The following is a 26705-nucleotide window of genomic DNA, read 5'->3' as shown; positions in this document are numbered from 1 at the left end:
AAATAACGTTACTGTTAAGCTGTTTTTAAACTTTTTTTCGGTTGTGAAAACTCTAGGTTATCTTCTTCTACAGCTTTCTTTAAACGCTCGAAAACATCTGGCATTGCGTTAGTCACTCGGTTCCAACTTGGAATAAATGGTGTTTCCATTGGGTCGTCTAAAAACTTTTCACCAGCTTTAATTATATTTTCGGCAAATAACTCAACCGCTTGTTCTTCTTTGTGAACATCAAGGTCTAAGCCATTGATAATTGCATCATTCTTATAAGTTTCAATAAAGTCTAGTGCCATTCGGTAGTAAGTAGCTTTAATTGTTCTGAAAGTACCACTATCAAATACTGTACCTTGAATAGCAAGTTTTCTAAATAAGGCTTTGGCAATATCGATGGACATTTTTGACAAGCCACCTTCTTCATTATCTTCTGATAATACTTGATGTTTATGGTCGTAAACATCGGCAATATCTACTTGGCAAATACGGTTGGTTGCATAGTTGCGTTTCATTTCTGATAACACACCAATTTCTAAGCCCCAATCACTTGGAATGCGCAAATCGTTAAGAACATCAATGCGGAATGAGAATTCTCCAGCTAAAGCGTAGCGAAAGCTGTCAAGATAATCTAAATACTCGGTATCTTTGGCTTGTTTTTTTAGTGCTCTAATAAGTGGCGTTACCAGTAAACGGCTAACGCGACCATTGAGTGTGCCATTGGCTATTCTTGAATAGAAGCCTTTACAAAATTCGTAGTTGAATTTTGGGTTAGCTACTGGGTATATCAAACGAGCTAATAAATCACGCTCATAAGTCAATATGTCACAATCGTGTAAGGCAACTGACTCAACATTATTACAAGCTAAGGTATAGCCAAAACAATACCAAACATTGCGACCTTTACCCATATGCTCTGGCGCTAAACCAAGCTCGCGTAGTTCTTTATCTAATGCCTTTAATCTTGGCCCATCATTCCAAAGTACTTGATGATTTTGTGGTAACTGCGAGAAAAACTCTAATGCATGACGGTATTCGTCTTCATTAGCTCTGTCTAAACCAATAACAATTTGTGAAAGGTAAGGGACTTTGGTCAATTCTTTGACAATATTAGGTAGGGCTTTGGTATCTAATTCAGAATAAAGCGAAGGCAAAACTAAGCCCATAGGGCGCTTTTTACTAAAATCTAGTAGCTCCTTTTCCATATCTTCAACCGGACGTTTAGATAAATTGTGTAAGGTGGTGATGATGCCATTTTGATAAAAATCGCCCATAATGTACTCCTAATATTTAGTCATTTTTAATGTTAATTCGTTTTCTTACTTTGCTTTTTATACCTGTACAGCTGAACTTTCTTGATTTACTTGTAATATGTTTAGCATTGATTCATTCCAGCCTAAAGGCCCTTGAAAGCGCGAACGAATAAGGTGTGGATGATTACTTACAACAGGATCTTGATGACTCGGTGACTCAATTACTACTGCTATGTCGGCACACTCCAACATCTCTCTATCATTTGGGCTATCGCCTAGTGAAATTAATGTCTGAGCAACGTTATGTTTTTGTTCATAAAGAGCTTTTAAGAATAACAGTGGTTTGGCTTTATTGGTTTGCCCTATAACATGTGAGTAACGTCCGCCTTTGATGCAGTTTAAGCCGAAAAGGTTTAAGTGTTTGCTAAACTCACTAAGTTTTTCTTTTTTATCTAGCCAGGCAACCGGCTCTGAAAATTGGCGTTCTTGCGCGGCTGCAGATTGCTCTAGGCTAAGGCCTGTATCACGTGAAAGATCTCTTGTTGATGTTGAGTTAAATCCCTTGTACTTGTATGGGTGGCTTGCACATAAGGTGGTTAATCTAGATAGGATTTCAGAGCGGTTAATACCGAATTTGTATATCCAATATTCACCAGCGTCAAATCTTGGTATTGAACCTTGTTCTGGTAAGTCAAAGTACTCTTTTGGAATATAAACAGCAGCGCCATTTTCAATAATAAAAGGATGATTGTTATTGAGTTGCTTTCTTAGTTTATCTGTTTCGGCAAAGGTTTTGCTGGTATTGAAAATAATAGGGATTTGCATATCATCGCAATACTCTAAAGCTGGCGCAGCTTTATGATATTTATAGGTGTTATGATCAAGTAACGTACCGTCTAAATCTGTAGAGATGATGTATTTGTTATCCACTATTATTTCCTTTATACATTTTGCTTATATGTATAGGAATAGAGCAACTTACATACCAATAAGTTAAGTTATTGTTATTTAAGGGGATGTTTTGTTTTTATTATCTTGAACAATAACTATATGCCTAAAATTAATCTATTTTGCACCTTTGTGGTGCATTGTACAGAAGTGCTATTTTGATGTTCTATCGTGGTGCGTTTTTGTGATAACAAGGTAAAAGTAATTTAAGTAAATTGCTATTATCTATAGTTTATAAAAGATATAAGACACAAAAAACCAGAGACAAGCTCTGGTTTTTATAAGTGAAAAAGTTTGTCTATGCTTGCTGAATTTGAATTAAGTTTTCAGCTAAAACAAAATCTAAAATACCTAATGCAGCTTTACGGCCTTCATCTACTGCGGTAACTACAAGATCAGAGCCTCGTACCATATCACCACCAGCAAAGATGTTTTGCTTAGTTGTTTGCATAGCAAAGCTTGAGCTTTCGGTTGCAATTACTCGACCACGACTGTCAACTTCAACGCCAGCATCTTTCATCCACTGTGGTGGACTTGGTAAGAAACCAAAAGCAATAACAACAGCATCAGCTTCCATCACAAATTCACTGCCTTCAATAGGCTCAGGTGAACGGCGACCGTTAGCATCGGCTTGGCCTAGTTGAGTTTTAACAAACTTAACACCAATAGCTTTACCTGAATCGTCTACAGCAATGTCTAGTGGCTGAATGTTAAATTGAAAGTTAACACCTTCCTCTGTTGCATTTTGCACTTCGCGTGGAGAGCCCGGCATGTTGGCTTTGTCACGGCGATAAGCACAAGTAACATCTGTAGCCCCTTGTCGAACCGCTGTACGAACACAATCCATAGCAGTATCACCACCACCAAGTACTACAACTTTCTTACCATCAAAGCTAGTGTAAGGTTTTACGTTTTCAGTAATCCCCATAGTATGTTGGGTATTGGCAATTAAGTAATCGAGGGCACTATAAACGCCTGGTGCATCTTCATTATCGAAACCACCAGTCATATCTGTGTAAGTACCTAAACCTAAGAATACGGCGTCGTATTGCTCGCTTATTTCGCTAAAGCTAATATCAGTACCAACATTGGTATTTAGCTTAAATTCGATGCCCATACCTTCAAATATTTCACGACGTTTTTGAATAACATCTTTTTCAAGTTTGAATGATGGAATACCAAACGTTAATAGGCCACCAATTTGAGCTTGTTTGTCATATACAACCGCTTTTACGCCATTACGTGTTAATACATCAGCACAAGCAAGACCAGCAGGTCCAGCGCCAATAACAGCCACTGTTTTACCTGTTGATACTACTTTACTTAAATCAGGCTTCCAGCCTTGAGCAAAGGCGGTGTCGGTAATGTATTTTTCAATGTTACCGATAGTTACTGCGCCAAACTCATCGTTTAGCGTACACGCGGATTCACAAAGTCTATCTTGAGGACAAACACGGCCACACATTTCTGGTAGCGAATTAGTTTCATGACAAAGCTCTGCCGCTTCTAAAATTTTACCTTCAGTAACTAACTCTAACCATTGTGGAATGTAGTTATGTACTGGACATTTCCATTCACAATAAGGGTTACCACAATCTAAACAACGATCGGCTTGACCAGCACTTTGATCGCTACTTAATGGTTGATAAATTTCAACAAAATTTTCTGTACGCTCGCTTATCGCCTTTTTCGGCGGGTCGATTCTTTTTACATCAATAAATTGATAAACATTCTTACTCATAATAAATTCCTACTGCGCCTGAACTCTTAACTCTGCCGATGAACGACTACGATGACCCAATAGAGTTTTAACATCGGTCGCTTTTGGTTTAATTAATTTGAATTTAGTTAAAAATTCAGAGAAATTTTCAAGGATGTACTGAGCACGTGGACTGCCAGTTTCTTCAACGTGGTGGTTAATCATGCCACGTAAATGTTCTTGATGAATTACTAGGTCAGCTAAATCAACAGTTTCAATTGACTCGCCATTTAAGCGTGCATCGATGTCGTCTGCTTCGTCTAATACGTAAGCAAAACCACCGGTCATACCTGCACCGAAGTTAAGACCTGTTTCACCTAATATAGCTACGATACCACCTGTCATGTATTCACATGCATGATCGCCTGCGCCTTCAATAACTGCGTTACAACCAGAGTTACGTACAGCAAAGCGCTCGCCCGCACAACCTGATGCGTATAAACGACCACCAGTAGCACCATATAAACAAGTGTTACCCATAATTGGTGTTAAGTGCGATTCATAATTTACGCCTTTAGGAGGCATAATTGTGATCTTACCGCCAGCCATGCCTTTACCAACGTAATCGTTAGCATCACCAATTAAGGTAATATCTAAACCGCCAGCATTCCAACAAGCAAAAGATTGACCCACAGTACCAGTTAAATGTAGGTGAATAGGGTTAGCGCTCATGCCTTGATTGCCATGATGACGTGCGATTTCACCTGAAATTAATGCGCCAACAGAGCGATCTGTATTTTTCGCAGTAAAGTGGAAGTCGCCACCTGACTTATTAAGGATTGCGTCTTGTACTTGCGCTAATATGGCATTGTTTAATGGCGCTTTATCGTAAGCTGGATTTGGCTCTGTTTGATAAAGTGCAGTATGCTCACCAGCAACAACTGGCGCGATTATGCTAGATAGATCAAGTTTAGATTGTTTAGCTGTAATACCTTTTAAGGTAACTAATAAGTCGGTACGACCAATTAAGTCTTGTAATGAAGGTACGCCTAAAGATGCTAATATTTCACGAACTTCTTGCGCAACAAAGCGGAAGTAATTCATTACTTGATCAGGCAAGCCTTTAAAGTATTCATCACGTAATAATTGGTCTTGTGTTGCAATACCGGTTGCACAGTTATTTAAGTGACAAATTCGTAAGAATTTACAACCTAAAGCAACCATAGGCGCAGTACCAAAACCAAAGCTTTCAGCACCTAAAATAGCCGCTTTAACAATATCTACACCAGTTTTTAAGCCGCCATCAACTTGTAAGCGAACTTTATGGCGTAGGCCATTAGCAACTAATGATTGATGCGCTTCAGCTAAACCAAGCTCCCAAGGACAACCTGCGTATTTAACAGAGGTAAGTGGACTTGCACCCGTACCGCCGTCATAACCAGAAATGGTAATGAAATCAGCGTAAGCTTTAGCTACACCTGAAGCAATAGTACCAACGCCTGGGCCAGATACTAATTTAACTGAAACAATACATTTAGGGTTTACTTGTTTTAAATCGAAAATTAATTGTGCTAGATCTTCAATCGAATAAATATCGTGATGTGGCGGTGGTGATATTAAAGTCACACCCGGCACAGAATAACGAAGTTTAGCGATAAGTGGCGTTACTTTATCACCAGGTAATTGACCACCTTCGCCAGGTTTTGCACCTTGCGCTACTTTAATTTGTAGTACGTCGGCATTAACTAAGTAATGCGGCGTAACGCCAAAGCGGCCAGAAGCGATTTGTTTGATGCGAGAATTACGAACCGTACCAAAACGGTTGGCATCTTCACCACCTTCACCTGAATTTGAAAAACCACCTAAACGGTTCATCGCAATTGCTAATGCTTCATGCGCTTCAGGACTTAATGCTCCAATTGACATAGCCGCACTGTCAAAACGCTTAAACATTTCTGTTTCAGGTTCAACACTATCAATGTCAATCGCATTAACTTCATCGGTAAAGGTCACTAAATCACGTAATGTTGCTGGTGGACGCTGATTAACTTCATCGGCATACACTTTATACTGCTCATACTTACCCGTTTGTACTGAGTCTTGTAAGCTCTTAACTACGGTAGGGTTGAAGGCATGGTACTCACCACCATGAACGTACTTTAATAAGCCGCCATGACTAAGTTTTTGATGAGGCATCCAAGCTTTACGAGCCAGATTAATATTGTCTTGCTCAATATCGGTAAATTCAGCACCTTGAATACGACTTGGAATGCCTGGGAAACAAAGTTCCATGATTTCTTTTGACAAACCAATGATTTCAAACAAACCAGCACAACGGTAACTAGCAATGGTTGAAATACCCATCTTAGATAAGATCTTTAACAAGCCTTTGTTAATGGCATTACGATAGTTTGATAGTGCCTCACGCGGAGACAATGAAATTTGACCTGTTTCAGCTAACACTTCAATGGTTTCGTATGCCATAAATGGATAGATAGCGGTTGCGCCTAAACCAAATAAAACAGCAAATTGATGCGGGTCACGAACAGATGCAGTTTCAACAACAATGTTTGAATCACAACGTAGGTTTTCGTTAACTAAGCGATTTTGCACCGCGCCAACAGCCATAGCAGCAGGAATAGGTAATTTAGTCTTATCAATCTGGCGATCACTTAAGATCAAGATAACAGTATTGTTATCACGAACCGTTGCTACAGCTTCTTCACATACGCGTTTTACTGCGGCTTCTAAACCTTCACTTATATCGTAATTAAGGTTAATAACTTCGCTGCGGTAATTTACCGGATCTAACTCACGTAATTGTTTTAAACCGGTATACATAAGTACAGGTGTTTCAAACATAATACGATCGGCATGGCCTGTAGCTTCGTTAAATACATTGTGCTCGCGGCCAATACAAGTACCAAGCGACATTACGTAACGCTCACGTAATGGATCGATTGGCGGGTTAGTTACTTGTGCAAATTGCTGGCGGAAATAATCATATAATGTACGTGACTGACTTGATAATACAGCCATAGGTGTATCATCACCCATTGAGCCTGTAGCTTCTTGACCATTTTCAGCCATTACTTTAATTACTTGCTGAATTTCTTCATAAGAGTAATTAAATAATTTTTGATACTGGTTCATTTGCTCGTCATTAAATGCGCGCTTACCAACTAATTGCGCATCCAATTGATCAAACGGCACTAGACGGCGAATATTATTATCTAACCACTCTTTGTATGGATGGCGAGATTTTAAATCATTATCAATATCGGCAGATTTCAGAACTTTACCTGTATAGGTATCAACTGAAAGCATTTCACCTGGTCCTACACGACCTTTTTCAACAACTTCGTCTTCGCCGTATTCCCAAATACCAACTTCAGAAGCAAGGGTAATAAAACCATTACGAGTAATAACATAACGGGCAGGGCGTAGACCGTTTCTATCTAAGTTACATGCTACATGGCGTCCATCAGTTAAAACAACACCAGCAGGGCCATCCCAAGGTTCCATGTGCATAGAGTTAAACTCATAAAATGCTTTTAAATCTTCATCCATTGCTGGATTGTTTTGCCATGCTGGCGGCATTAATAAACGCATGCCTCGGTATACATCCATACCACCAGCCATAAATAGCTCAAGCATATTATCTAGTGATGATGAATCTGAACCGCTTTCATTAACAAATGGTGCCGCATCGATTAGATCTGGCATTAACGGCGTTTTAAAACGATAAGTACGAGCACGGCTCCATTGGCGATTACCACGAATAGTATTGATTTCACCGTTGTGAGCTAAGTATCTAAATGGCTGTGCTAAATGCCATTGTGGAGAAGTGTTTGTTGAGAAACGTTGATGGAATACACAAATCGAAGACTGTAAGCGAATATCGGCTAAATCTAAATAAAAATTAGGTAGATCAGCAGGCATAACCAAACCTTTGTAGATGGTTACCCCACAAGATAAGCTGGCAACATAAAAACGTTCATCAGTAATGCGTTTTTCAGCACGACGGCGCGCCATATATAAGCGGCGTTCAATATCTTTATTTAACCAACCAGAAGGGCCATTTACAAAAATTTGCTCAATGGCAGGTAAATTACCCTTAGCAATAGGGCCAAGTACATTTACATCAACAGGAACTACACGCCAGCCCACAACTTCTAGTGTTTCTTGAGATAGTTCTTCTTCTAATATTTTTTTTGATAATTCAGCTTGTACTGGATCTGGATTTAAGAATACCGTACCAACGGCATATTTGTTACCTAAATTCCAATCGTTCTCTGTTGCAATAGCTCTAAAGAAGCTATCAGGCTTTTGCATAAGTAAGCCACAACCATCGCCGGTTTTTCCGTCGGCAGCAATACCACCACGATGTTGCATGCGATCCAGTGCTGAAATAGCAGTTTTGATCAGTTTATGACTTGTCTCGCCTTCTTGATGAGCGATAAGACCAAAACCACAATTGTCTTTTTGATAATTGGGATCGTAAAGTTGCATGCATAATTCTCCTGTATTCTGACCAGTTTTGTTGATTTGCAAAGGCGAATAATAATAGTTGAAAACTGAATAAATATTGCAATATCAAACTGGGGGAACCTTGTAAGATATAGCTATGTTATACAAAGGTCAATCAAAAATAGAGTTATTACTCTTAGTATTAATACTAAAGTTTTAACACATGTTAAAAAGTGTATAAAAATGACTTTTTAACAAACTCAATAAATTCAAGGTATAGAGGGAGTTGTTGTAAAATCTGTAAACTTACGGTTTTATTTTCATATGCTTAAAAAAAATATGAAATAAAATTTCATTATTAGCGGTTTTCTTGGGTTTATTTCAATTTATTTATATTTTTGCCATAAAAAAAGCCAACAAATGTTGGCTTAATTACAAAATTGATTTGTTTTACGCTTTATAGCCGTTTGCTAAACCCTTGGTTACCTGCTGTTTACATTGTGAATGGTTAATGTTAGCGTTGATATATACAAGGAAGTATATGAAATATATATAAATTTAATCTTGTATATTAATATTTCTAATAAATAGGATCTTTATGAAAAATTATAACCTTTTGCCTTTAAGTTTTCTCTCCTTAGCTTTGACTGCATGTGGGGGGAGCTCTTCTAACTCTGAAGTAACAAATGCTCCTGATACTCAACCTGTTGTTAATACTGCTCCTACCGCAGAGCCTGATCAAGTAGTAAGTTTAAATGGCAATACTGTAAATATTGACGTACTTAATAATGATATTGATGCTGATGGCGATACTTTAACTATAAGTGATTTACCAGAGCTACCAAAAAATGGTTCTGCAGTTATTGATGGTAATCAAGTCGTTTATACTCCTCTTAACGGCTTTGCTGGAGTAGATAGTTTTAGTTACCAAATCTCTGATGGCAATGAAACTGTTTCTTCTATTGTGACCATCGATGTTAATCATGAACTTACAGTGCAAGGACAAGTTACAGACTCGCCAATAGCTAACGCTACAGTTGTCGTTAAGATAGGAGGTGATAAATTTACTACTACCGCTGACCAGGATGGCTTTTATTCTATTGATTTATTAATTAAAGAAATTAATAAAAGCATCATACTAACAGCCCAAGGTAATGCACTAAACAATCAAGATAATGTTGAATTACTCTTGTTTTTAGGTAATAGCTCTGAATTATTAGAGCAAACAAATGAACTACATCAAGTAGATAATGAGCTTCTATCTACTAACGTGACACATGTTTCCACAGCTCTGTACTTATTAGCAAAAGATCTAAATGATGATAATGAGTTTTCAAATTTTGAAGAGTTTTCAGAACTAACTAAAAATATTGATACTGAAAAGTTAATAGAAACATCAGCGTTAATCAAGTTACTCGTTGACAACCCTGCCTACGAAATTCCTGAAGGTGAAACTATTGTTTCATTGCTAGACCCTGAGCAAGGAGAGTCTAACACTGAGGTTGCTATAGATGCATATCTCACCTCAACGAACAATGTAGATGAAACAGGTAAAAAAAGTGATTCATTCTTACAAGATTTAGATGTTGCAATAAAAGAAACAATTGCAGATCCAAAAGTAGTACTTGCATTCACTGAAGAAATTCTTGTGAATCAATCTCTTGCAGTATTGAATGATACGAAAGCTGGTTGGGTGGATTTTGTTGGTGATATTTTACATTTTTCAGCGAACGCAATTGGCACTGAACATAAAACTATCTATCGCGGAACATCTAGTAAACAAGGTTTTGATTGGAAAATCATAGATGGGAAGCTTAATGTTGAAATGAATTCATATGAGGGCGTATATTTTGAATATTCAAGTTATCCGTTCGATAATTTAATTTCAAATGGCTTTAATAATGAAGTACAAACTGCTTTGGTTAACGCCGTAGATTCAGGTAAGTTACCATCGGACTTACAGTTTGAAATGAGATACGGGTTTGATAATAAAAAATATACCATATTAAGTAAGACGCCTGAGACATATAAAGTATTCGTCGAGGGTGAATACCAACGTCAACTTATTATGCCTGATGGAATCGGTTGGAACAGTGAAAACCCTATCGCTACAGAAGCAACGACAGCAACATTAAATTTATTACCTACAGCCGAGGTTTCTTTAGATACTATAACTGCTGATAATATTGAGGGGGATTGGGTTCTGCACTTTAATGCAGAGGTTTATGATTACAGTAATTTACAAGAATCGACAGAATCATTTATAGCTCAAGTTTTAACATTTTCAAATGGTAAGGCGATAGCAAGAGAAAGTGGTGTTACTTACGATTATAGCTTAGAAAATGGCTCTATTAATTTAACATCAGATAATTTAAAGTTTGTTATAAAACCAATTCAAAAAGAAGATAACCTATATTTAGCCTACACAGAGGAGCTTGTAGATAATCAAGTTAAATCCCTATTCGTAGCTCAAATGGCAAAGTTTGATAATACATACCTTAAGTTAGTTAATAATTTAGTAACTGAATTACCACAAATACAACTAGCCAATATTAATGGCTATTTAGAAGGAAATTGGCAGGGTGATTTACCCACTTTAGATGCTATTTGGGGATATCAATTTAAAGAAGATGGCACATTAAGACGTGGTGTTTCAGGTATCTTAGCTGGAGAAAATTACGATGATATTGATGTTGACCATTATAATTTAGGTGATAATCGTTGGACCTGGGATAAGAGTGAAAATATTATCAACTTAAGGTTTAATGATGACGGCCTTAGGCGTCACCGTACTTGGGAAGTGATTTCTGTTGATGATAACGGTAAAGCGTTAGTTATGGAATATTCTACTTTGGGCTATGATCAGAATAATGACTTTATGGTTACGGAAGATGAGATAGGGGCCTTTATTTATCCTAGAATTAATCATGTAAGTCTTTTTGATTTAAGTAACCATCAAGATGCTTGGAAAAATACGAATGATTACGGTTTATTAAATCTTGAAGGAAAGAAAAGCTTATCCGAAAAACGCAATGCTACTTTTAAATAGAAGCAGTAAATGACTTTTAGCTACTGATTGTTAAGCGCTTTGGTAATTCATAGCGTTCTATTTTTTCAAAAAAGCCAGCTTAATGCTGGCTTATCTTTTTAATATTTGAAGCTATGCTTTATAACCGTTTGCTAAACCTTTGGTTGTTACTGCAACAGCATCGTGGGCGTGTAATGATTCTAAGTGGTTTATCTTAACCCAGAAATCATCATAACCTTGTACTAAGTTCATCGCGTGTTGTACGCGGCGAGCGGCATCTTCACAAAACATTAGGTTTTGACCATTTAAACGAGCAAACTCTTGCTCATCTTCACGTTTAACCGCAGCTTGTACTGGCGTTTGTAATGCAGTTTCTACCGTATCTACCACATCAGTGATAGGGAATGAGCTTACTGATTCATTTAGTTTAACTTTAATTTCAGCGATTGAACGTTGGCTGTGCGGCGTAGCCACAATACCTTCTGAAGTGCCAAGCCATTGGTGGATATCTTCTTTGGCTACACTGTCTTGCTCGGCAAATTTTTCAGTAAATGCTTTTTGAATTAATTGGCGAGCTAAAGCTGCTGAACATGGACATGTTGATGAATAAGCAATATCTACACATAGCTCAATATCAAATACGCCTTTTTCTAATTTACCAACAATAGTTACCGGGTAAACTCTCCAGCCTAACTTACCACTTACTAATGCTTTACGGCGCATCGGGTAGTCAAAGCTAAATTTTACATAAGCAGTATCACTTAAATCATGATGCGAGCTGATAAATTCATTTAATAGCTCGATTAGTGATTGATAGTTTAATGTGTTGCCACTTGAAAGGTCATCAAGTAATAAGTACAAGCGAGACATGTGAATGCCTTTCGCCTGTGCATCATTTAAATTTACAAAAGCGTCAATGTGAGCAGAAACCATTTTTTCAGCTTCATCTTTGGCTGAAACCATTATTGGCATTTCAATGTTGCCCATACCTACCCTGTCTAGAGTACCTTCGGTTTGTGCCGTAGTGTGGTTGGCTATATCTGGCATTGATGTCGGCATTAGTGCTCCGCTTACTTTATCGTTACTGATTAATGAGTTTTACTAGTAAGTAGTACTTAGTTTTGTAGGTACTACTTAGTTTTTAAGGCGCGTATTCTAACTAATTTGCAGATAAAGTTTTACTTTTATTTCTGTTTTAGCAAAAATTAAAACAAAAAAACTAAAGACCTAGTAAATTGGTCGGCTATTCTGCAGTAATATCAAGGCAAAATCAATGTTTTCGCGCTGTGTTGATGACTTATGTTAATTAAGGTGGTGCATAAGTTAATGGTTTGTAAGGTGTTGGTTTCTTCTTTGTGTTATTGCTTAAAAATTGAATATTTCATTCGTCAATAGCCGATTTTTCATGCTATGTTGCCAATAGGATGTTCATTAAAATGGTATGCATATGGAATTATTAGATTTAGAAATCGCCGGTCAATACAAAGATGTATTAGGCATCGAAGTATTTAGCGAAACAGTAGACCTTTATGTTGAACAGTCGCAATTATATATAGATAAATTAAAGCAAGCTGTTGCCGAGCAAAACTATGCCAATTGGCAAGAAAGCTGTCACATTTTAAAAAGCGCTTCGGGTAATACTGGTCTGAAGCAGGTATTTAACCAAGTGAAAGAGTTAGAGTACAGTAAAGATGATTTTGCAGTGTTAAGTGTAGCTTTAGAAAAGTTAGAATCGTTGAATAAAGAAAGTATTCAGGCAATAAAAAAATGGCTAACACAAGGTTAGCCATTTCTATCTATTTAGTTTGAACGTTAGGGCTTATTAAGCTTCTAAAGTTCCTACGAAACGGTAACCTTCACCGTGGATCGTATTGATAAATTCTGAGTTAGTATTGTCAGTTTCAAAGTGCTTACGTAAGCGACGAATAGTAACGTCTACAGTACGGTCATTTTCACGTAAATCACGACCAGTCATTTCTTGGATAAGCTGTTGACGAGTTACGATTTTACCACTGTTAGCCATTAATAAACGTAATGCACGGTATTCACCACGAGGGATTGGGAAAGTTTCACCTTGTGGAGACGTCATACGACGAGAGTTTGGATCTAAGTTCCAGTTGTTAAATTGGATCATAGCAGTATCAGCAACAGGTGTGTTTACATCTGTTTGTTGAATACGTTTTAATAAATTACGAACACGAATAGTTAACTCGCGAGGGTTAAATGGTTTAGTAACGTAGTCATCAGCACCAATCTCTAAGCCTAATACTTTATCAACATCGCTATCGCGACCAGTGATAAACATAAGACCTGTGCTGTTTTTCTCTAATAATTCACGTGCTAATAATAAGCCGTTCTTACCAGGTAGATTAATGTCCATTAACACTAAATCTATTTTGTTGCTTTGAAGTTTCTCTGCCATGCTGTCGCCGTTAGCTGCTACGAATGTTGTGTAGCCTTCTGCTTCAAACAAGTTCTTTAAATTTAAGCGTGTTACTTCTTCGTCTTCAACAATTAAAATCTGTGCTTGGTTTGTCATATATACCTCGATAAAAAACTGATAGCTAACCTCTATATAGTTAGCAAGTCGGTTAAAACTTATACGCTTCACATTCGCGATATAAATTCTGCCTTTAAATTAATGATGTATATGATAGAGCAAGTTAAAAAGTAAACAATGGTGAAATTGTTGTAAAAATGTAAGATTTATGAGCAACTAAAATAGCTGTTATTTAATGCTATCTTGTTGATTTGTATGGTTATGATTATTTTATTTGGACGTTTGTGTTAAAAGTAAAAATGAAACAAATTGTAATTTTTAAGGAAAATTGAGGTAAGGATGTCATTAATTATCGAAAAAATAGATGATCAACAAGTTAAATTGGTGTTGCGCTAACATCAATTTAACTTGGGGTGAACACTAGGTTTATCTTTTAGTTCAAAAATCCAACATAATTACTTTTTACAGTAGTGAACGGCGAAACCTTTGCTGTTAATAAGAAGTTCTGGCTCGGCGATTTCAGCCTTTAATATTGGCGCATATTTAAGAAAGTTATTGGCCACAATAGTTAAGTTGGCATTTTTAGTCATATGCTGCTTAATATATTTCAAGAAAGACTCTGTTGCATGGTAGTTGGTTTTAATACCTTGGTGAAACGGAGGATTTGATATTACGCTGTTGTACTGAGCGCTAACATTAGATAATGCGTCAGAGGCAAATACTTTACCTTTAAGTTGATTTAATTCTAATGTTTTTATTGAGCTTGCAATTGCAAGGGCACTTACATCAACTAGGTCAACTTTAGTTGTTGGATCAGTTTTATTAATAAATGCACCAATGATCCCAGCTCCACAGCCAAAGTCTAATACTGAACCGGTGATTTGCGATGGTAAATTTTCTAATAAGATGCGTGTACCATTATCTAGTGAACCGCTACTAAATACACCAGGTAGTGAAGCAACTTTCAGCTTAATACCTGCTACGTCGATATTAAACTCTTTGTAAAAGTCATTAATATCAAAGCTAAAGTCTTGGTTATTAAATTCTACAGAGAACAAAGAGCAGTGCCGAGCTGAGTCTATCTTGTTTGAACAGCTAGAGTATTTTGTGCTTAACTTCTCGCAAGATTTAACTCCGCCTTTATTTTCACCCACCACTAAAATGTTTGCTCCCTCAGCCATGTGAGGCGCTAACATTGCCAATAAAAATTGGTACTCAGGTTTTGATTTTGGAAAATAAATAATAGCTAAGTCGTGCTTGTTAGACGTTGGATTTTCATAACTTGCAGCAAAGCAGCTTGTTACCGAATCTTGATATCTTGCTTTTGTATTTTGATAAAAGCCAAAGTGAGTTTGATAACTTGTTATTTGTGCTTGTGGGTTAATGCTAATTAACTCTGCTAAAAATTCATTATCAGGGCAGCCGACGACTAGTGGGTGATTACTCTTTAGTAATTCACTATTTCGAAGTAACAGTTGTGAAGGGTTCGATAATGACATGCAAAATGCTCTTTTTAATGGCTAACAATATAGTGGCGCTATTTTCATCGTTTGTGTGACTTTAGTAAACGATTAAATACGCTTTTTACTAAATATAGACGTTAAAAAGATAATATTTACTGACAAATAACCATTTAGTTGCAAACTATGCGTTTATGATATTGAAAAACTTATGATGAAGTGGTTAAATAGCGACATTCTTAGAATATGAAAATATTTTATTACTGCCCTTATATTGAGGGCCAGAAGAGGAGCATTAACCAGGTAGTTATTTTGAGGAGATCAAACTCCAATGACAAATAACGAGGGGGATTAATGCCGAGGTACAAGTTAGTTTGGTCTTGCTTGTATCGGACGATTGGGTTGAATCCCTTCGGCTGCCACATGCTTATATAGTGGAGCGCTTCTGGTCTTTGTGCATTTATTTGTACGAATTCCTAATCATGCCATTGCCTATATTAAGCTTAGATATTGCTATACTGTTTAAATTAATAAACAGTGTTATAGCTGCATTATTATCAAGTGATGAGATTTAAAATGACAAGTTCGCAAAATAACCTGAACAATTTTCCTTTATGGACAGCTTTAGTTACGCCATTTGACCAACACGGTGAAGTCGATTATAGCTGTTTAGATAAATTGGTTGATGACCAACAACAAGCCGGTAATGGTATCCTAATTTGTGGCAGTACCGGTGAAGGTTTAGCCATTGAATTGGACGAGCAGTTAAAAATTGTACAGTACATTTGTGACTTAAAACCAAATGTACCGCTAATGGTTGCTGTTGGAGGTGCTAACTTATCAACTCAGATTGCTTGGATAAAGCAGTGTAATAGCCTGCCTATACATAGTTTTTTACTTGGCACGCCAATGTATGCCAAGCCAGGTGTGGTTGGTCAAACCCAGTGGTTTGAAGCGTTACTTGATGCAGCCGAGCATCCTTGTATGATTTATAATGTGCCAGGCCGAAGTGCTGTTAGTATCCCAGTACAAACAATTAAGAATATTGCTGACCATAAAAATTTATGGGCAATGAAAGAAGCAAGTGGTGATGTTAGCCAATTTTTAGCATACCAAAAAGCGGCACCTACAATGAAAATGTACTCAGGTGATGATCCGTTAATGCCTCTTTTAGCTGGCGCAGGTGCTGTTGGCTTAGTATCGGTTTGTGCAAATGCTTGGCCTGAAGCAACTAATTTATACGTACAAAAATGTTTAAATGGTGAAACCAAGGGGCTTGCTAGTGTTTGGTTTGATGCTACCAATGCATTATTTGAAGTAGCCAATCCTATTCCTGTAAAAGTATTGATGCACAAGCAAAGCGTGCTAAACACGCCAGTTTTACGCGCTCCTTTAACGCATTTAGAATTAACTAATGACCAAGGGATCCTTGCGGCTGACGCGGCTATTACCGATTGGTTATGTCAAAGTAGATCTCATTTACGTGCTGTTAAGTAATTAACCTAAATGAATAATTTTTCAAAAGAATTGTTAACCGTTGGCGAAATGGCCAGCGGCGTTTCGTTAACGATCCCTGTTTATCGTTTAGCGGGTAGCGGTAAGGGACCTTCAGTATACATTCAAGCCAATATCCATGGCGCCGAAGTTCAAGGTAATGCCGTTATTTATCAGCTATTAGAGCTGCTACAAAAGGAAACTTTGGCGGGTGATATAACCTTAGTTCCGTATGCCAACCCAATTGGTTGTAATCATAAAAATGGTGAATACACCTTAGGCCGATTTGATCCAATCACTGGGGTTAATTGGAACCGCATGTATCATTTTGAGCAATCGATTATTGAACCTTTTGCCAAAGAATTCGCTGATGCTGATATAGAAGTTATAAAGAGTGCATTTAAACAAAAAATGCTAAGCGATATTCAAGATAAGCTAAATCATAACAATTATGGTTTAACTACAGGCAGGCGCATTGCTTATCAATTACAAGAAATGGCTCATCAAGCAGATATTGTTTTAGACTTACATACTGGTCCTGTTTCATCTAAGCACTTATATTGCCCAGAATACGCCAAAGATAGTGCTAATTACTTTAATATTGCTCACACTATTTTTATTCCCAATGGCTTTGCTGGCGCGATGGATGAAGCAACATTTTGCCCTTGGTGGTATTTAACAGATGCCTTTGCCAAACAAGGCAGAGAGTTAAACTTTGACAAAGAAAGCTTTACTGTTGAGCTGGGCTCGCAGGAATTAATCGATTTAGATGAAGCATTAATCGATGCGCAAAGTATTTTATCTTATTTACAATACAAAAATGTGCTGAGTTCAAATAACTATCAGCCCGAAAAAATGACACGCTATGCCTGTTATTTAAAAGATTATAAGCAATATTATTCGCCTATGGGCGGTATGGTAGATTACCTTGCTGAATTTGGTAAACCGTTAGCCAAAGGTGAGCCTTTAGCCCGTATTTTACGCATGGATAATTACGGCGATGGTGATGCATTACATTACCTAACCCTTGAAGAAGATGTTTTGCCAATATTGCACTTTGCTTCAGCGAGTGTGCATCAAGGTACTGAGCTGTATAAGCTATTTACCAATTATTTCACTATTAGCAATTAATCGAATTTTTAACTTATGCCAAAAGCAACAAAAAAACAAACCCTGCAACTACCTCAAAAGCTGCAAAGCCCTCTGTTGAAACTCAACAAGCGGCTACAACTATAGCTAATGGCATTAAGAAACCAGGTCAAAGCAAAGAGCAAACTAAGCTGATAGAGCAAGGCATTCAAAAGGGCATTGAGCTTTATAAAAAACAGCACAAAGCCAAGGCTAGAGAAGCAGATAAAGCTAAGAAAAAACTTAAAAACAAAGCTACGCCTAGCGCTCAATTACAACCGCAATCAGTTGGAGATAATAGTGCAAAGCAAAATATTTTACCTTGGGTTTTGTTAGTTGCTTCATGGGCTATTTTTGCCGCTTATTTAGTTCTATAGATAAAAAGTTCAATTGCTTAAATCTACTCTTACCAATTATTCCTTTTAGTATAGTCTGGCGCCTGCTCTGGTTTAAGTTGTTTTTTGACTGCGATTTTTTGGTTTTTAGTAAGTAATATTTTTATTTGGTAATAGCTTTCTTTGGCTAACATAACCCAGTCTGCTTTAAACCAGTTGTTATGGAATAGTTTTTTTACTGCCGCAACACTATCAGGTGAACGCTCACTTACTTGCTTGGCCAAGTCATAAGCTGATTGCAAAGGCTCATCACTTAGCTCAGTAATTAAACCGTAATTTAATGCTTGTTTGGCACTAATAATCTCTGCTGTCATTGTCAGCTTTAACGCTATATCTTTAGCTAATATTTCACGTAAGACTAAGTTACCAGCCATGTCAGGTATTAAGCCCCATTTACCTTCCATTACGGAAAAACTTGCCTGCTCGTGAGCTATTCTAAAGTCGGCGCCAAGAGCGATTTGTAAGCCACCGCCCCAACATCTACCATGAATGGCCATGATGACTGGGACAGGTATTTTACGCCAATTATACGATACTCTTTGGGCTAAGTTTGCTTGGCCTGGTAGCCACTTAAAAAGAAGGGAAAGGGCAGATGATTTATTACTGAGCACAGACTTTATATCCAAACCGCTACAAAAATCTTCGCCTTTGGCATTTACTATAACAGCTCTAATAGCGCGATTTTGTTTTAGCTCCTTACTCACTTTGTCTAAAGCTTTGAACATAGGGATATCAAGCGCATTTCTTTTTTCTGCTTTATTAAGAGTTACTAAAGCAATGTTGTTTTCTATACTGACAGTAACAGGAGATTTTGGCATGTGTAATCCGTCTTATTATTGTTTAGCTTCTTTAAGTCTAGGTTAACTATAAATTTAATATCACGGCATTACTATGATTAGTTTGCTATAATTAATGTTATATTATAACATTACCAAAAATTACAATTAAGTCAGTTTAGTAAAATGTTTCAGCAGCCAAAATTTAAACAACACAACATTATTGCTTTAATAGCAATGGTGTCTTTTTTGTTGTTTATGCCTCTGGCAAAAGCAGTTCATTTAGCCGATCATGATGTTAGTATCCACGAAGTTCATTGTAAAACTTGTTCTTCATCTGCATTAGATGACTTTGATTTACCATCTCCAGCTTCCGATATCGCAATAATTGATTATAAATCAGATGTAATCGTTGCTGTTGAAGCGGCCTTTTATGGGCGATTTACTAAACAGTATTTAAGCAGAGCACCTCCACGTAATTTTCTTTAATCACAAACATCATTCACATTCTCTTTGTATTAAACAAAGGGTATATATACCAATTTGATTAAGGATTAGGTCACTTTTGAGTTAGAGGAAATTGATTTTAACAAGTGACAATTTGATGGTTATAGTCATTCTATATCCATTAAATTTCAAGCAGTTAAAATTCATTTTAGCAACTCCAGTATGATGAGTCGCTAGACGAGACAAAATGATCGAATGTTTATTCAACTTGGTTTTAGTTGTATTCAGGAAAATTATAATGAAATTAGTTAATACCTCAGCCGTTGTTTTAGCGGCAAGTTTTTCAGGCGCTGCTCTTGCACAAGATCAGTTAAATATTAGTGCTATTGTTAATGTTGGTTACACTGACCGCGAAGACTTCTCAGGCATCGCAGGTTATGGTGTCGATGAACATGGCTCTGGGTTAAAACAGGGCTTTTGGACGGATCATACTGAGCTAGCTATTAGTGCGCCTATTGATGATATGTTTACCGGCAAACTGACCATAGTACTCGATGAACATGAAGGTGAAACCGAAGTTGAGCTAGAAGAAGCGTTTATCCAAACCACTGCATTACCTTATGATTTATCGCTTAGATTCGGACGCTTTCTATCTAATATTGGTTATTTAAATGGTAAGCATGATCATACCGATAGCTTTGCCGACCGCCCATTAGTTTACCGCGCTTTTTTAAATGGCCATTATTACGATGATGGTGCTCGCTTATCTTGGTTAGCTCCAACCGATATGTACTTAGAGCTAGGTACTGAATTATTAAAAGGTGGCACTATGCCTGCCTACGCTGAAGGTGATGGCATTGGCGCTTATTCTGCTTATGTTAAAACTGGTGGCGACTTTAATATTGAAAATAGCTGGCAACTTGGTGTGTCATATCTAGGTTTTGATAACGATGAAGGCTCATGTAGTAGTCACTCTCATGAAGAAGATCACGGTGATGAGCATGAAGAGCATGAAGAAGAGCATGCTCATGAAGCTTTTGGTGTGTGTGATTTTAGTGGTAGCAAAGATTATTATATTATTGATGCAGTATGGAAGTGGGCACCTAACGGCAATTATAAGTACCAAAACTTTACCTTAGCGACTGAGTACTTTTTTGTTGAAGAAGAAGGTGGTCTGCACCATGAAGAAGAGCATGAGGAACATGAAGAGCACGAGGAACACCTAACTAGCCTAGCTGAAGAACATCTAGATCACATTGATACCAGTCATCAAGGTTTTTATGTGAGCGCTGTTTATCAGTTCACCCCTAACTGGGCTGCAGGTTTGCGTTATTCGCAAATTGATTTTGATGAGCCATACTCTGATGGGTTTAAGCCAGAGGTTTCAACCGCTATGGTTGAATATCGCCATTCACATTTTTCTACAGTGCGTTTGCAATACAATCAAGATAAATCAGTTGAAGAAGTGACTGACGATCAAATTACTTTGCAATTTAGCATGGCATTAGGAGCTCACGGTGCGCATCAATTTTAACAGTGTTTTAATTTGTTTAGCGAGCTTAGCCGCTATAATTACTTTGCCGGCTAAGGCGGAGTTAAATGTTTTTGCTTGTGAACCTGAATATGCAGCTCTTACGCAAGAATTAGCTGGTGATAAAGTAACTATCTATAGTGCTACGACAGCACAGCAAGATCCGCATTTTATCCAAGCTCGTCCAAGTTTGATTGCTAAAATGCGCCGTGCAGACTTAGTTGTTTGTGCTGGTGCTGATTTAGAAATTGGTTGGTTGCCAATGTTGCAAATGAAATCTAATAACCGTGATGTACAATCAGCTGATAAAGGCTTGTTTTATGCTTCTGATCATGTACAAAACTTAGATATCCCGGTTAGCGTTGATAGATCTATGGGAGATGTACATTCTCTGGGAAATCCGCATGTGCATCTTGACCCAACACGTATTACTCAGTTAGCGAAAGCTCTTAGTAATAAGTTGTCGCAACTTGATAGTGAAAACAGTGCTATATATCAGAGTAAATTAACTGATTTTTTAACTCGTTGGCAGCAAGCTACAACTCAGTGGCAAGGGCAAGCACAAGAGCTAAAAGGTACAAAAGTTATTGCTTATCACTCGTCGTTTCGCTACTTATTTGAGTTTTTAGGAATGCAGCAAGTGGGTGACTTAGAGCCTAAACCAGGTTTGCCACCAACCACATCACATTTGATGACGGTATTAGATATTGTTGAAAAGCAGCAAGTTAAGTTAGTGGTTTATACCGGATATCAAGACGAGAAAGCAGCGCACTGGTTACAAGATAAAACCGATATTAATAGTGTGCAGTTACCTTATACTGTAGGTGGTAATGAGCAAGCAACTGATTTATTTTCGATGATGAGTCAGCACATTGCACTTATTAAAGGTGCACTCGCAGCGCAATAGAGCGTAAGAGTTAATTAAATAAAGCAGATGAATCAATATGTTTGAGTTAATCGATATTTTATTGCCGGCCTTAGTTGCTGGATTGTTAGTGCTGATCACACATGTGCCACTGGGCTTTCAAGTGTTAAAGCGAGGCATTATCTTTATTGATTTAGCCATAGCTCAAATTGCTGGGGTTGGTGCGGTTCTAGTAACGACGTTAGATTTAGAGCATCACTTACCTGGAGCAACCTATATTGTTGCCGCTGTATTTGCTTTGTCTGGGGCAAGTATAATTGCTTTATTTGAACGCTATTCTAAAGATAATTTAGAGGCTTTGATCGGTTGTTTATATGTATTGTCGGCAACAGGCGCTTATATACTTTTGGCCAATGACCCACACGGTGGTGATTTACTAAAGCAAGTATTATCAGGGCAAATTTTGTGGGTTACCTTTAATGATTTATATTTGCATATGGCTTTGTATGCAGTATTGATGGGGCTTATCCTGCTAAAACCAGGCTTACTTAATGGTAAGTGGTTCTATTTTATCTTTGCTGTCGCTATCACTAGCTCGGTGCAAATGGTGGGAGTTTATTTAGTCTTTAGTACGCTAATTATTCCTGCTTTAGCAACGGTTAAACTGATTAAATATAACCATAGAATCGCTTACATAATTGGCTTTATAGCTTACCTTATGGGGTTAATTGCTTCTGCTTTATGGGATTTACCAAGTGGCTCAACCATAGTTTGGACCTTGGCAATAACGGGCTTTTTAGCAAGTTTATTGCTAAAGAAGTCGGCATTGTTGCCAGCAAGTCAAACTTAGTTTTAATATGACAAAGCCTAGATAGTGAAAAGGGAACCATTGGTTCCCTTTTTATTGCTTACTTGATAACGCGATTAATCAGTTAATTCCATAGTCATTAGTGACGCATTACCGCCAGCTGCTGTGGTATCTATAGTTACTGTTTTTTCAGTTACTAAGCGTTTAAATAGTGCTTGATGACTTTGCGCAGTAAGTACTGGCAGGATTGCGCCAGTTCTAGCTGCTAATAGCTCACCAATCCATTGTTTAAGTGCGCTGTTATTTTCCACAATAGCGCCAGATATATAATCATGCTCTAACACACTTGGTAAGAAGTTAAGAGATACTGCTTGGAAAATTCCTGGTACTAAACCTAATTGGGCAAGTACTTCTTCACAGGCAATTGCTTCATCTAAAAACTCTTCATTAACTAAAGCGATAACAGGATTACCACTAGCAAGAGCTGAAGCAATCGCAACTAACCAAAATTCGAAGCTAGTATCGCTATCACCAATTGACGCTAAAATACCACGAGATTCCAAGTAAAGTTTATTCGACTCACCTGTAGGACCCGGTAAGGTAGTTGGATTAGCTAGCGCTTTCTCAATAACTGATAGTTGCTGACGCGCGGCAATTAATGCACTTTCTAATTCAGACTCTTGTGAAATAAATAGTTTGTGATCGGCAATCTTAGCTAATAACTGACGAACAATGGATACTCGTACACCTACTGCTGTGTCACGCCAGTTTAACTCATCATTTTTAGCTGATTGTAATTTAGCGCCAATTTTCCATGCATCTGCTGCATGTTCATTAAATTGTGCCTGTAGTAAATCTTTTTGCTCACTAGTTAATGTATTTTCTGCACTGGTGTTAATTTCTTTAACTAACCTAGTTAAGTACATTGGGCCACCTGCTTTAGGGCCAGTGCCTGATAAGCCTCGACCACCAAAAGGTTGTACACCAACAACCGCACCAATCATGTTACGGTTAACATAGACATTACCTGCACGAGAGCGCTTAGATAAGTATTCACTTTTCTCTTCAATACGAGTATGAATACCCATAGTTAAACCAAAACCAGTACCGTTAATTTGCTCAATAACATTTTCAATATCTGCCGCTTTAAAGCGAATAACGTGAACACAAGGACCGAATACTTCTTTTTTAAGTACAGATAAGTCGCTGATTTCGTAAAGTCTTGGGGCAAAGAAATAGTTACCAGTGTCTCCCATCTCAGGCAGCTTACATTGGTAATGTAAAGTTGATTTACCTTCTAAATAACTTACATGATCATTAAGTGCGGTAAATGCTTTGTTATCAATAACAGGGCCAACATCAGTACTTAAAAATGCCGGGTCGCCAACATGTAATTCAGCCATTGCACCTTTGATCATAGAGATAACTTTGTCGGCAACATCTTCTTGCACAAATAGAACTCGTAATGCTGAACAGCGTTGACCTGCACTTTGGAACCCTGAAGTTACCACATCATCAACTACTTGCTCAGGAAGCGCAGTTGAGTCAACTATCATACAGTTTTGGCCACCAGTTTCGGCGATCAGAGGAACTTGTTCACCTTGACGCTCTGCCAGTTTTTGTGAAATCCATGTACCTGTCTCAGTTGAACCTGTAAACATAACTGCCTGAATGCGTTCATCAGGAACAATGTGTGCACCAACTTCACTACCTCGAGCAATTACTGGTACAACAACACCTTCTGGTAAACCACATTCTGTCATTAATTCAATAGTACGCAGGGCAATTAAGCTGGTTTGTTCAGCCGGTTTTGCTACAACGGTATTACCGGTTACGATTGCTGCTGCAACTTGTCCTAAGAATATTGCTAATGGGAAGTTCCACGGGCTAATACAAAGTACCACGCCGCGAGACTGTAAGTTTTTATCAGCCATTAATTCTGGCGCACGAGCTGCGTAATAACGACAAAAATCTACCGCTTCACGAACTTCTGCAACACCATCGGCTGGAATTTTACCTGCTTCTTTTATACAAAGAGCAATTAACTCGTCTTGATTTGCTTCAAGCGCATCTGCTGTTTTTAATAACAACTCGGCTCTAACATTAACGTCTGTTTGGCTCCACTGAGTAAATGCCGTATGGGCACTCGCTAAGATGTTTTGCATTGCCTTGCTATCGGCATGTTTTATATAGCCAATAACTTCATTGTGATTTGCTGGGTTAATAACAGCTTCAGCATCGGCAACAGCTTGTGTAGCCGTTGCTTTTTCAAACCAAGCATTTAAGTTATCACGCATAGGCGTTATTTGATCTATGGTGGTTAAATCTAAGCCTTTAGAATTTGCACGCTCGCTGCCAAACATCTCAATAGATTGAGGGATTTGTGGGTTGTACTTATTTTGCCAGCTCTGAACAAGCTCAACTGGATCGGTTAGTAATGATTCAACAGGAATATTTTCATCGACAATGTTGTTTACAAATGAGCTGTTAGCACCGTTTTCAAGTAAACGACGTACTAAATAAGCAAGTAAATCTTCGTGATGACCAACAGGCGCGTAAACACGACAAGGTACGTTATCGTTAACAACAACTTGGTCGTAAAGTGACTCACCCATACCGTGTAAACGTTGGAATTCAAAACCTTCATAGTCATCAGTCATTTCTAAAATAGTAGCAACTGTGTAGGCATTATGAGTCGCAAACTGTGGGTAAATACTGTCGCGGTAGCTTAATAATTTTTTAGCACAGGCATGATATGAGACATCGGTCGATGGTTTTCTGCTAAATACCGGGAAGTCGTTGTAACCTTCTACTTGGCTAATTTTTATTTCCGCATCCCAGTAAGCGCCTTTTACTAAGCGCACCATCATTTGACGACCTGCTTTTAATGTTTGCTCGCGTACCCACTCAACAACATATAAAGCGCGTTTTTGATAAGCTTGTAATGCAATACCAAAACCATCCCAACCAGCTAAGTCTTCATCTAAAAATACTGCGCCGATAACATCTAGAGATATATCTAAGCGATCAGCTTCTTCGGCGTCGACAGTAAAGCCAATGTTGTATGATTTTGCTGCTAGAGCTAAGTGTTTTAAGCGAGGGATTAATTCAGCAATAACACGCTCACGATGGGTAAATTCATAGCGTGGGTGTATCGCAGATAACTTTATTGAAATGCCAGGGCTTTTTTGCGGGCCTCGGCCTTTTGCTGCTTTACCGATAACATCAATAGCCTTAACGTAACTATCAAAGTAGCGGTCTGCATCAGCCATAGTACGAGCACCTTCACCTAGCATATCGTAAGAGTAGGTATAACCTTTTGCTTCGGTATCTACTGCTCGCTCGACTGCAGAATCGATAGTGTGACCCATAACAAATTGTGTGCCCATGATCTTCATGGCATAGCGTACAGCTTTACGGATAACTGGCTCACCTAAGCGGCCGATAGTTTTCTTTAACAGACCAAATTGTTGTTTTTTATTTTCATCAGTGTAATTAACTAATTTACCGGTAAATAATAGACCCCAAGATGATGCGTTAACAAAAATAGAGTCACTATTGCCTAAATGCGAACTCCAATCACCTTCTGCTAATTTATCGCGAATTAAGTTATCTGCTGTTAATTTATCAGGAACTCGCAGTAATGCTTCGGCTAAACACATTAACACTACGCCTTCTTCACTTGATAATGAGAACTCGTTTAACAGTGCGTCAACACCGCCTTTGCCTGTTTGATCTTTTCGAATTTGAACAACCATTTGTCTGGCGCGTTCCCAAGCTCTTGAACGTGCATTGGCACCAATTTCAGCTAGTGGGATCAGGTTGTTTAATACCTCATTTTCGTCAGCTCGGTAATGATCGCGAATTTGCTGGCGAATAGGGTCATTAGTAATTAAGTTTCCGTTAAAAAGCATG

Annotated in this window: 18 protein-coding genes and 1 riboswitch; of the genes, 9 read left to right on the top strand and 9 right to left on the bottom strand. The window is 37.9% G+C overall.

The window, feature by feature from the left end; all coding sequences use genetic code 11:
- Positions 1 to 14: 14 nt before the first annotated feature.
- The 4 genes from FNN08_RS09755 to gltB form a co-directional block, all read right to left on the bottom strand.
- On the bottom strand, positions 15 to 1262 hold the full coding sequence (locus FNN08_RS09755; protein WP_143585218.1) for a glycosyl transferase: 1248 nt from the start codon (positions 1260 to 1262) through the stop codon (positions 15 to 17).
- Positions 1263 to 1319: 57 nt separating this feature from the next.
- On the bottom strand, positions 1320 to 2171 hold the full coding sequence (locus FNN08_RS09750) for an HAD-IIB family hydrolase (RefSeq protein WP_185962621.1): 852 nt from the start codon (positions 2169 to 2171) through the stop codon (positions 1320 to 1322).
- Between the two features lie 316 nt (positions 2172 to 2487).
- On the bottom strand, positions 2488 to 3930 hold the full coding sequence (locus FNN08_RS09745; RefSeq protein ID WP_143585214.1) for an FAD-dependent oxidoreductase: 1443 nt from the start codon (positions 3928 to 3930) through the stop codon (positions 2488 to 2490).
- Between the two features lie 9 nt (positions 3931 to 3939).
- Complete coding sequence (gltB, locus tag FNN08_RS09740; protein ID WP_143585212.1) at positions 3940 to 8400, bottom strand: glutamate synthase large subunit; 4461 nt, start codon at positions 8398 to 8400, stop codon at positions 3940 to 3942.
- A gap of 556 nt (positions 8401 to 8956) precedes the next feature.
- Here gltB and FNN08_RS09735 point away from each other — a divergent pair.
- Complete coding sequence (locus FNN08_RS09735; protein WP_143585210.1) at positions 8957 to 11407, top strand: Ig-like domain-containing protein; 2451 nt, start codon at positions 8957 to 8959, stop codon at positions 11405 to 11407.
- A gap of 111 nt (positions 11408 to 11518) precedes the next feature.
- Here the strand turns inward: FNN08_RS09735 and folE2 are convergent, their stop codons facing one another.
- Positions 11519 to 12445 carry a GTP cyclohydrolase FolE2 gene (gene folE2, locus FNN08_RS09730; protein WP_143585208.1) on the bottom strand — a complete coding sequence of 309 codons (927 nt, stop codon included), beginning with the start codon at positions 12443 to 12445 and terminating at the stop codon, positions 11519 to 11521.
- 388 nt (positions 12446 to 12833) lie between these two features.
- Here folE2 and FNN08_RS09725 point away from each other — a divergent pair, with 388 nt between their 5' ends.
- Positions 12834 to 13172, top strand: coding sequence for an Hpt domain-containing protein (locus tag FNN08_RS09725; RefSeq protein ID WP_185962620.1), 339 nt, complete (start codon positions 12834 to 12836; stop codon positions 13170 to 13172).
- Positions 13173 to 13208: 36 nt separating this feature from the next.
- Here FNN08_RS09725 and arcA read toward each other — a convergent pair whose 3' ends face one another.
- Together arcA and FNN08_RS09715 are read right to left on the bottom strand one after the other, a co-directional pair.
- The gene (arcA, locus tag FNN08_RS09720; protein WP_143585204.1) at positions 13209 to 13925 is read right to left on the bottom strand and encodes a two-component system response regulator ArcA; all 717 of its coding nucleotides are present in this window, start codon (positions 13923 to 13925) and stop codon (positions 13209 to 13211) included.
- 416 nt (positions 13926 to 14341) lie between these two features.
- On the bottom strand, positions 14342 to 15385 hold the full coding sequence (locus tag FNN08_RS09715) for a methyltransferase (protein ID WP_143585202.1): 1044 nt from the start codon (positions 15383 to 15385) through the stop codon (positions 14342 to 14344).
- A gap of 238 nt (positions 15386 to 15623) precedes the next feature.
- Positions 15624 to 15799: riboswitch (Lysine riboswitch) on the top strand.
- Between the two features lie 123 nt (positions 15800 to 15922).
- On the opposite strand from FNN08_RS09715, the gene dapA reads away from it, so the two are divergent.
- From dapA to FNN08_RS09700, 3 genes are read left to right on the top strand one after another with little or no spacing between them, the layout of a single operon-like run.
- Complete coding sequence (gene dapA / locus FNN08_RS09710; RefSeq protein WP_143585200.1) at positions 15923 to 16843, top strand: 4-hydroxy-tetrahydrodipicolinate synthase; 921 nt, start codon at positions 15923 to 15925, stop codon at positions 16841 to 16843.
- 9 nt (positions 16844 to 16852) lie between these two features.
- Positions 16853 to 17971, top strand: a complete 1119-nt coding sequence (locus FNN08_RS09705; RefSeq protein WP_143585198.1) for a succinylglutamate desuccinylase/aspartoacylase family protein — start codon at positions 16853 to 16855, stop codon at positions 17969 to 17971.
- Positions 17971 to 18345, top strand: a complete 375-nt coding sequence (locus FNN08_RS09700) for a DUF2956 domain-containing protein (protein ID WP_143585288.1) — start codon at positions 17971 to 17973, stop codon at positions 18343 to 18345. The genes FNN08_RS09705 and FNN08_RS09700 overlap by 1 nt, the downstream gene beginning before the upstream one ends.
- Positions 18346 to 18374: 29 nt before the next feature.
- Here FNN08_RS09700 and FNN08_RS09695 read toward each other — a convergent pair whose 3' ends face one another.
- Complete coding sequence (locus tag FNN08_RS09695; protein WP_143585196.1) at positions 18375 to 19181, bottom strand: crotonase/enoyl-CoA hydratase family protein; 807 nt, start codon at positions 19179 to 19181, stop codon at positions 18375 to 18377.
- Between the two features lie 144 nt (positions 19182 to 19325).
- Between FNN08_RS09695 and FNN08_RS09690 the strand changes: the two genes are divergently transcribed.
- The 4 genes from FNN08_RS09690 to FNN08_RS09675 all read left to right on the top strand — a co-directional run bounded on the left by FNN08_RS09690 (position 19326) and on the right by FNN08_RS09675 (position 22832).
- Positions 19326 to 19628, top strand: coding sequence for a hypothetical protein (locus FNN08_RS09690; protein ID WP_143585194.1), 303 nt, complete (start codon positions 19326 to 19328; stop codon positions 19626 to 19628).
- A gap of 256 nt (positions 19629 to 19884) precedes the next feature.
- Complete coding sequence (locus FNN08_RS09685) at positions 19885 to 21120, top strand: hypothetical protein (protein WP_143585192.1); 1236 nt, start codon at positions 19885 to 19887, stop codon at positions 21118 to 21120.
- The gene (locus FNN08_RS09680) at positions 21104 to 22024 is read left to right on the top strand and encodes a metal ABC transporter solute-binding protein, Zn/Mn family (RefSeq protein WP_185962619.1); all 921 of its coding nucleotides are present in this window, start codon (positions 21104 to 21106) and stop codon (positions 22022 to 22024) included. The genes FNN08_RS09685 and FNN08_RS09680 overlap by 17 nt, the downstream gene beginning before the upstream one ends.
- Before the next feature lie 37 nt (positions 22025 to 22061).
- On the top strand, positions 22062 to 22832 hold the full coding sequence (locus tag FNN08_RS09675; RefSeq protein WP_143585190.1) for a metal ABC transporter permease: 771 nt from the start codon (positions 22062 to 22064) through the stop codon (positions 22830 to 22832).
- 74 nt (positions 22833 to 22906) lie between these two features.
- Here the strand turns inward: FNN08_RS09675 and putA are convergent, their stop codons facing one another.
- Positions 22907 to 26704: a bifunctional proline dehydrogenase/L-glutamate gamma-semialdehyde dehydrogenase PutA gene (gene putA / locus FNN08_RS09670; RefSeq protein WP_143585188.1), complete on the bottom strand. Its 3798-nt coding sequence runs from the start codon at positions 26702 to 26704 to the stop codon at positions 22907 to 22909.
- Position 26705: the final 1 nt, after the last annotated feature.

This window comes from Thalassomonas sp. M1454 (assembly GCF_007097525.1).
Lineage (GTDB): Bacteria > Pseudomonadota > Gammaproteobacteria > Enterobacterales > Alteromonadaceae > Thalassotalea_A.
This window is presented reverse-complemented; position numbering and strand designations above follow the sequence as displayed.

Bases quoted from the DNA above. Each gene is read 5' to 3' on its own strand.
- FNN08_RS09755 (WP_143585218.1), bottom strand. From the start codon at position 1,262: ATGGGCGATTTTTATCAAAATGGCATCATCACCACCTTACACAATTTA.
- FNN08_RS09745 (WP_143585214.1), bottom strand. From the start codon at position 3,930: ATGAGTAAGAATGTTTATCAATTTATTGATGTAAAAAGAATCGACCCG.
- gltB (WP_143585212.1), bottom strand. From the start codon at position 8,400: ATGCAACTTTACGATCCCAATTATCAAAAAGACAATTGTGGTTTTGGT.
- FNN08_RS09735 (WP_143585210.1), top strand. From the start codon at position 8,957: ATGAAAAATTATAACCTTTTGCCTTTAAGTTTTCTCTCCTTAGCTTTG.
- folE2 (WP_143585208.1), bottom strand. From the start codon at position 12,445: ATGCCGACATCAATGCCAGATATAGCCAACCACACTACGGCACAAACC.
- FNN08_RS09725 (WP_185962620.1), top strand. From the start codon at position 12,834: ATGGAATTATTAGATTTAGAAATCGCCGGTCAATACAAAGATGTATTA.
- arcA (WP_143585204.1), bottom strand. From the start codon at position 13,925: ATGACAAACCAAGCACAGATTTTAATTGTTGAAGACGAAGAAGTAACA.
- FNN08_RS09715 (WP_143585202.1), bottom strand. From the start codon at position 15,385: ATGTCATTATCGAACCCTTCACAACTGTTACTTCGAAATAGTGAATTA.
- dapA (WP_143585200.1), top strand. From the start codon at position 15,923: ATGACAAGTTCGCAAAATAACCTGAACAATTTTCCTTTATGGACAGCT.
- FNN08_RS09705 (WP_143585198.1), top strand. From the start codon at position 16,853: ATGAATAATTTTTCAAAAGAATTGTTAACCGTTGGCGAAATGGCCAGC.
- FNN08_RS09695 (WP_143585196.1), bottom strand. From the start codon at position 19,181: ATGCCAAAATCTCCTGTTACTGTCAGTATAGAAAACAACATTGCTTTA.
- FNN08_RS09690 (WP_143585194.1), top strand. From the start codon at position 19,326: ATGTTTCAGCAGCCAAAATTTAAACAACACAACATTATTGCTTTAATA.
- FNN08_RS09685 (WP_143585192.1), top strand. From the start codon at position 19,885: ATGAAATTAGTTAATACCTCAGCCGTTGTTTTAGCGGCAAGTTTTTCA.
- FNN08_RS09675 (WP_143585190.1), top strand. From the start codon at position 22,062: ATGTTTGAGTTAATCGATATTTTATTGCCGGCCTTAGTTGCTGGATTG.
- putA (WP_143585188.1), bottom strand. From the start codon at position 26,704: ATGCTTTTTAACGGAAACTTAATTACTAATGACCCTATTCGCCAGCAA.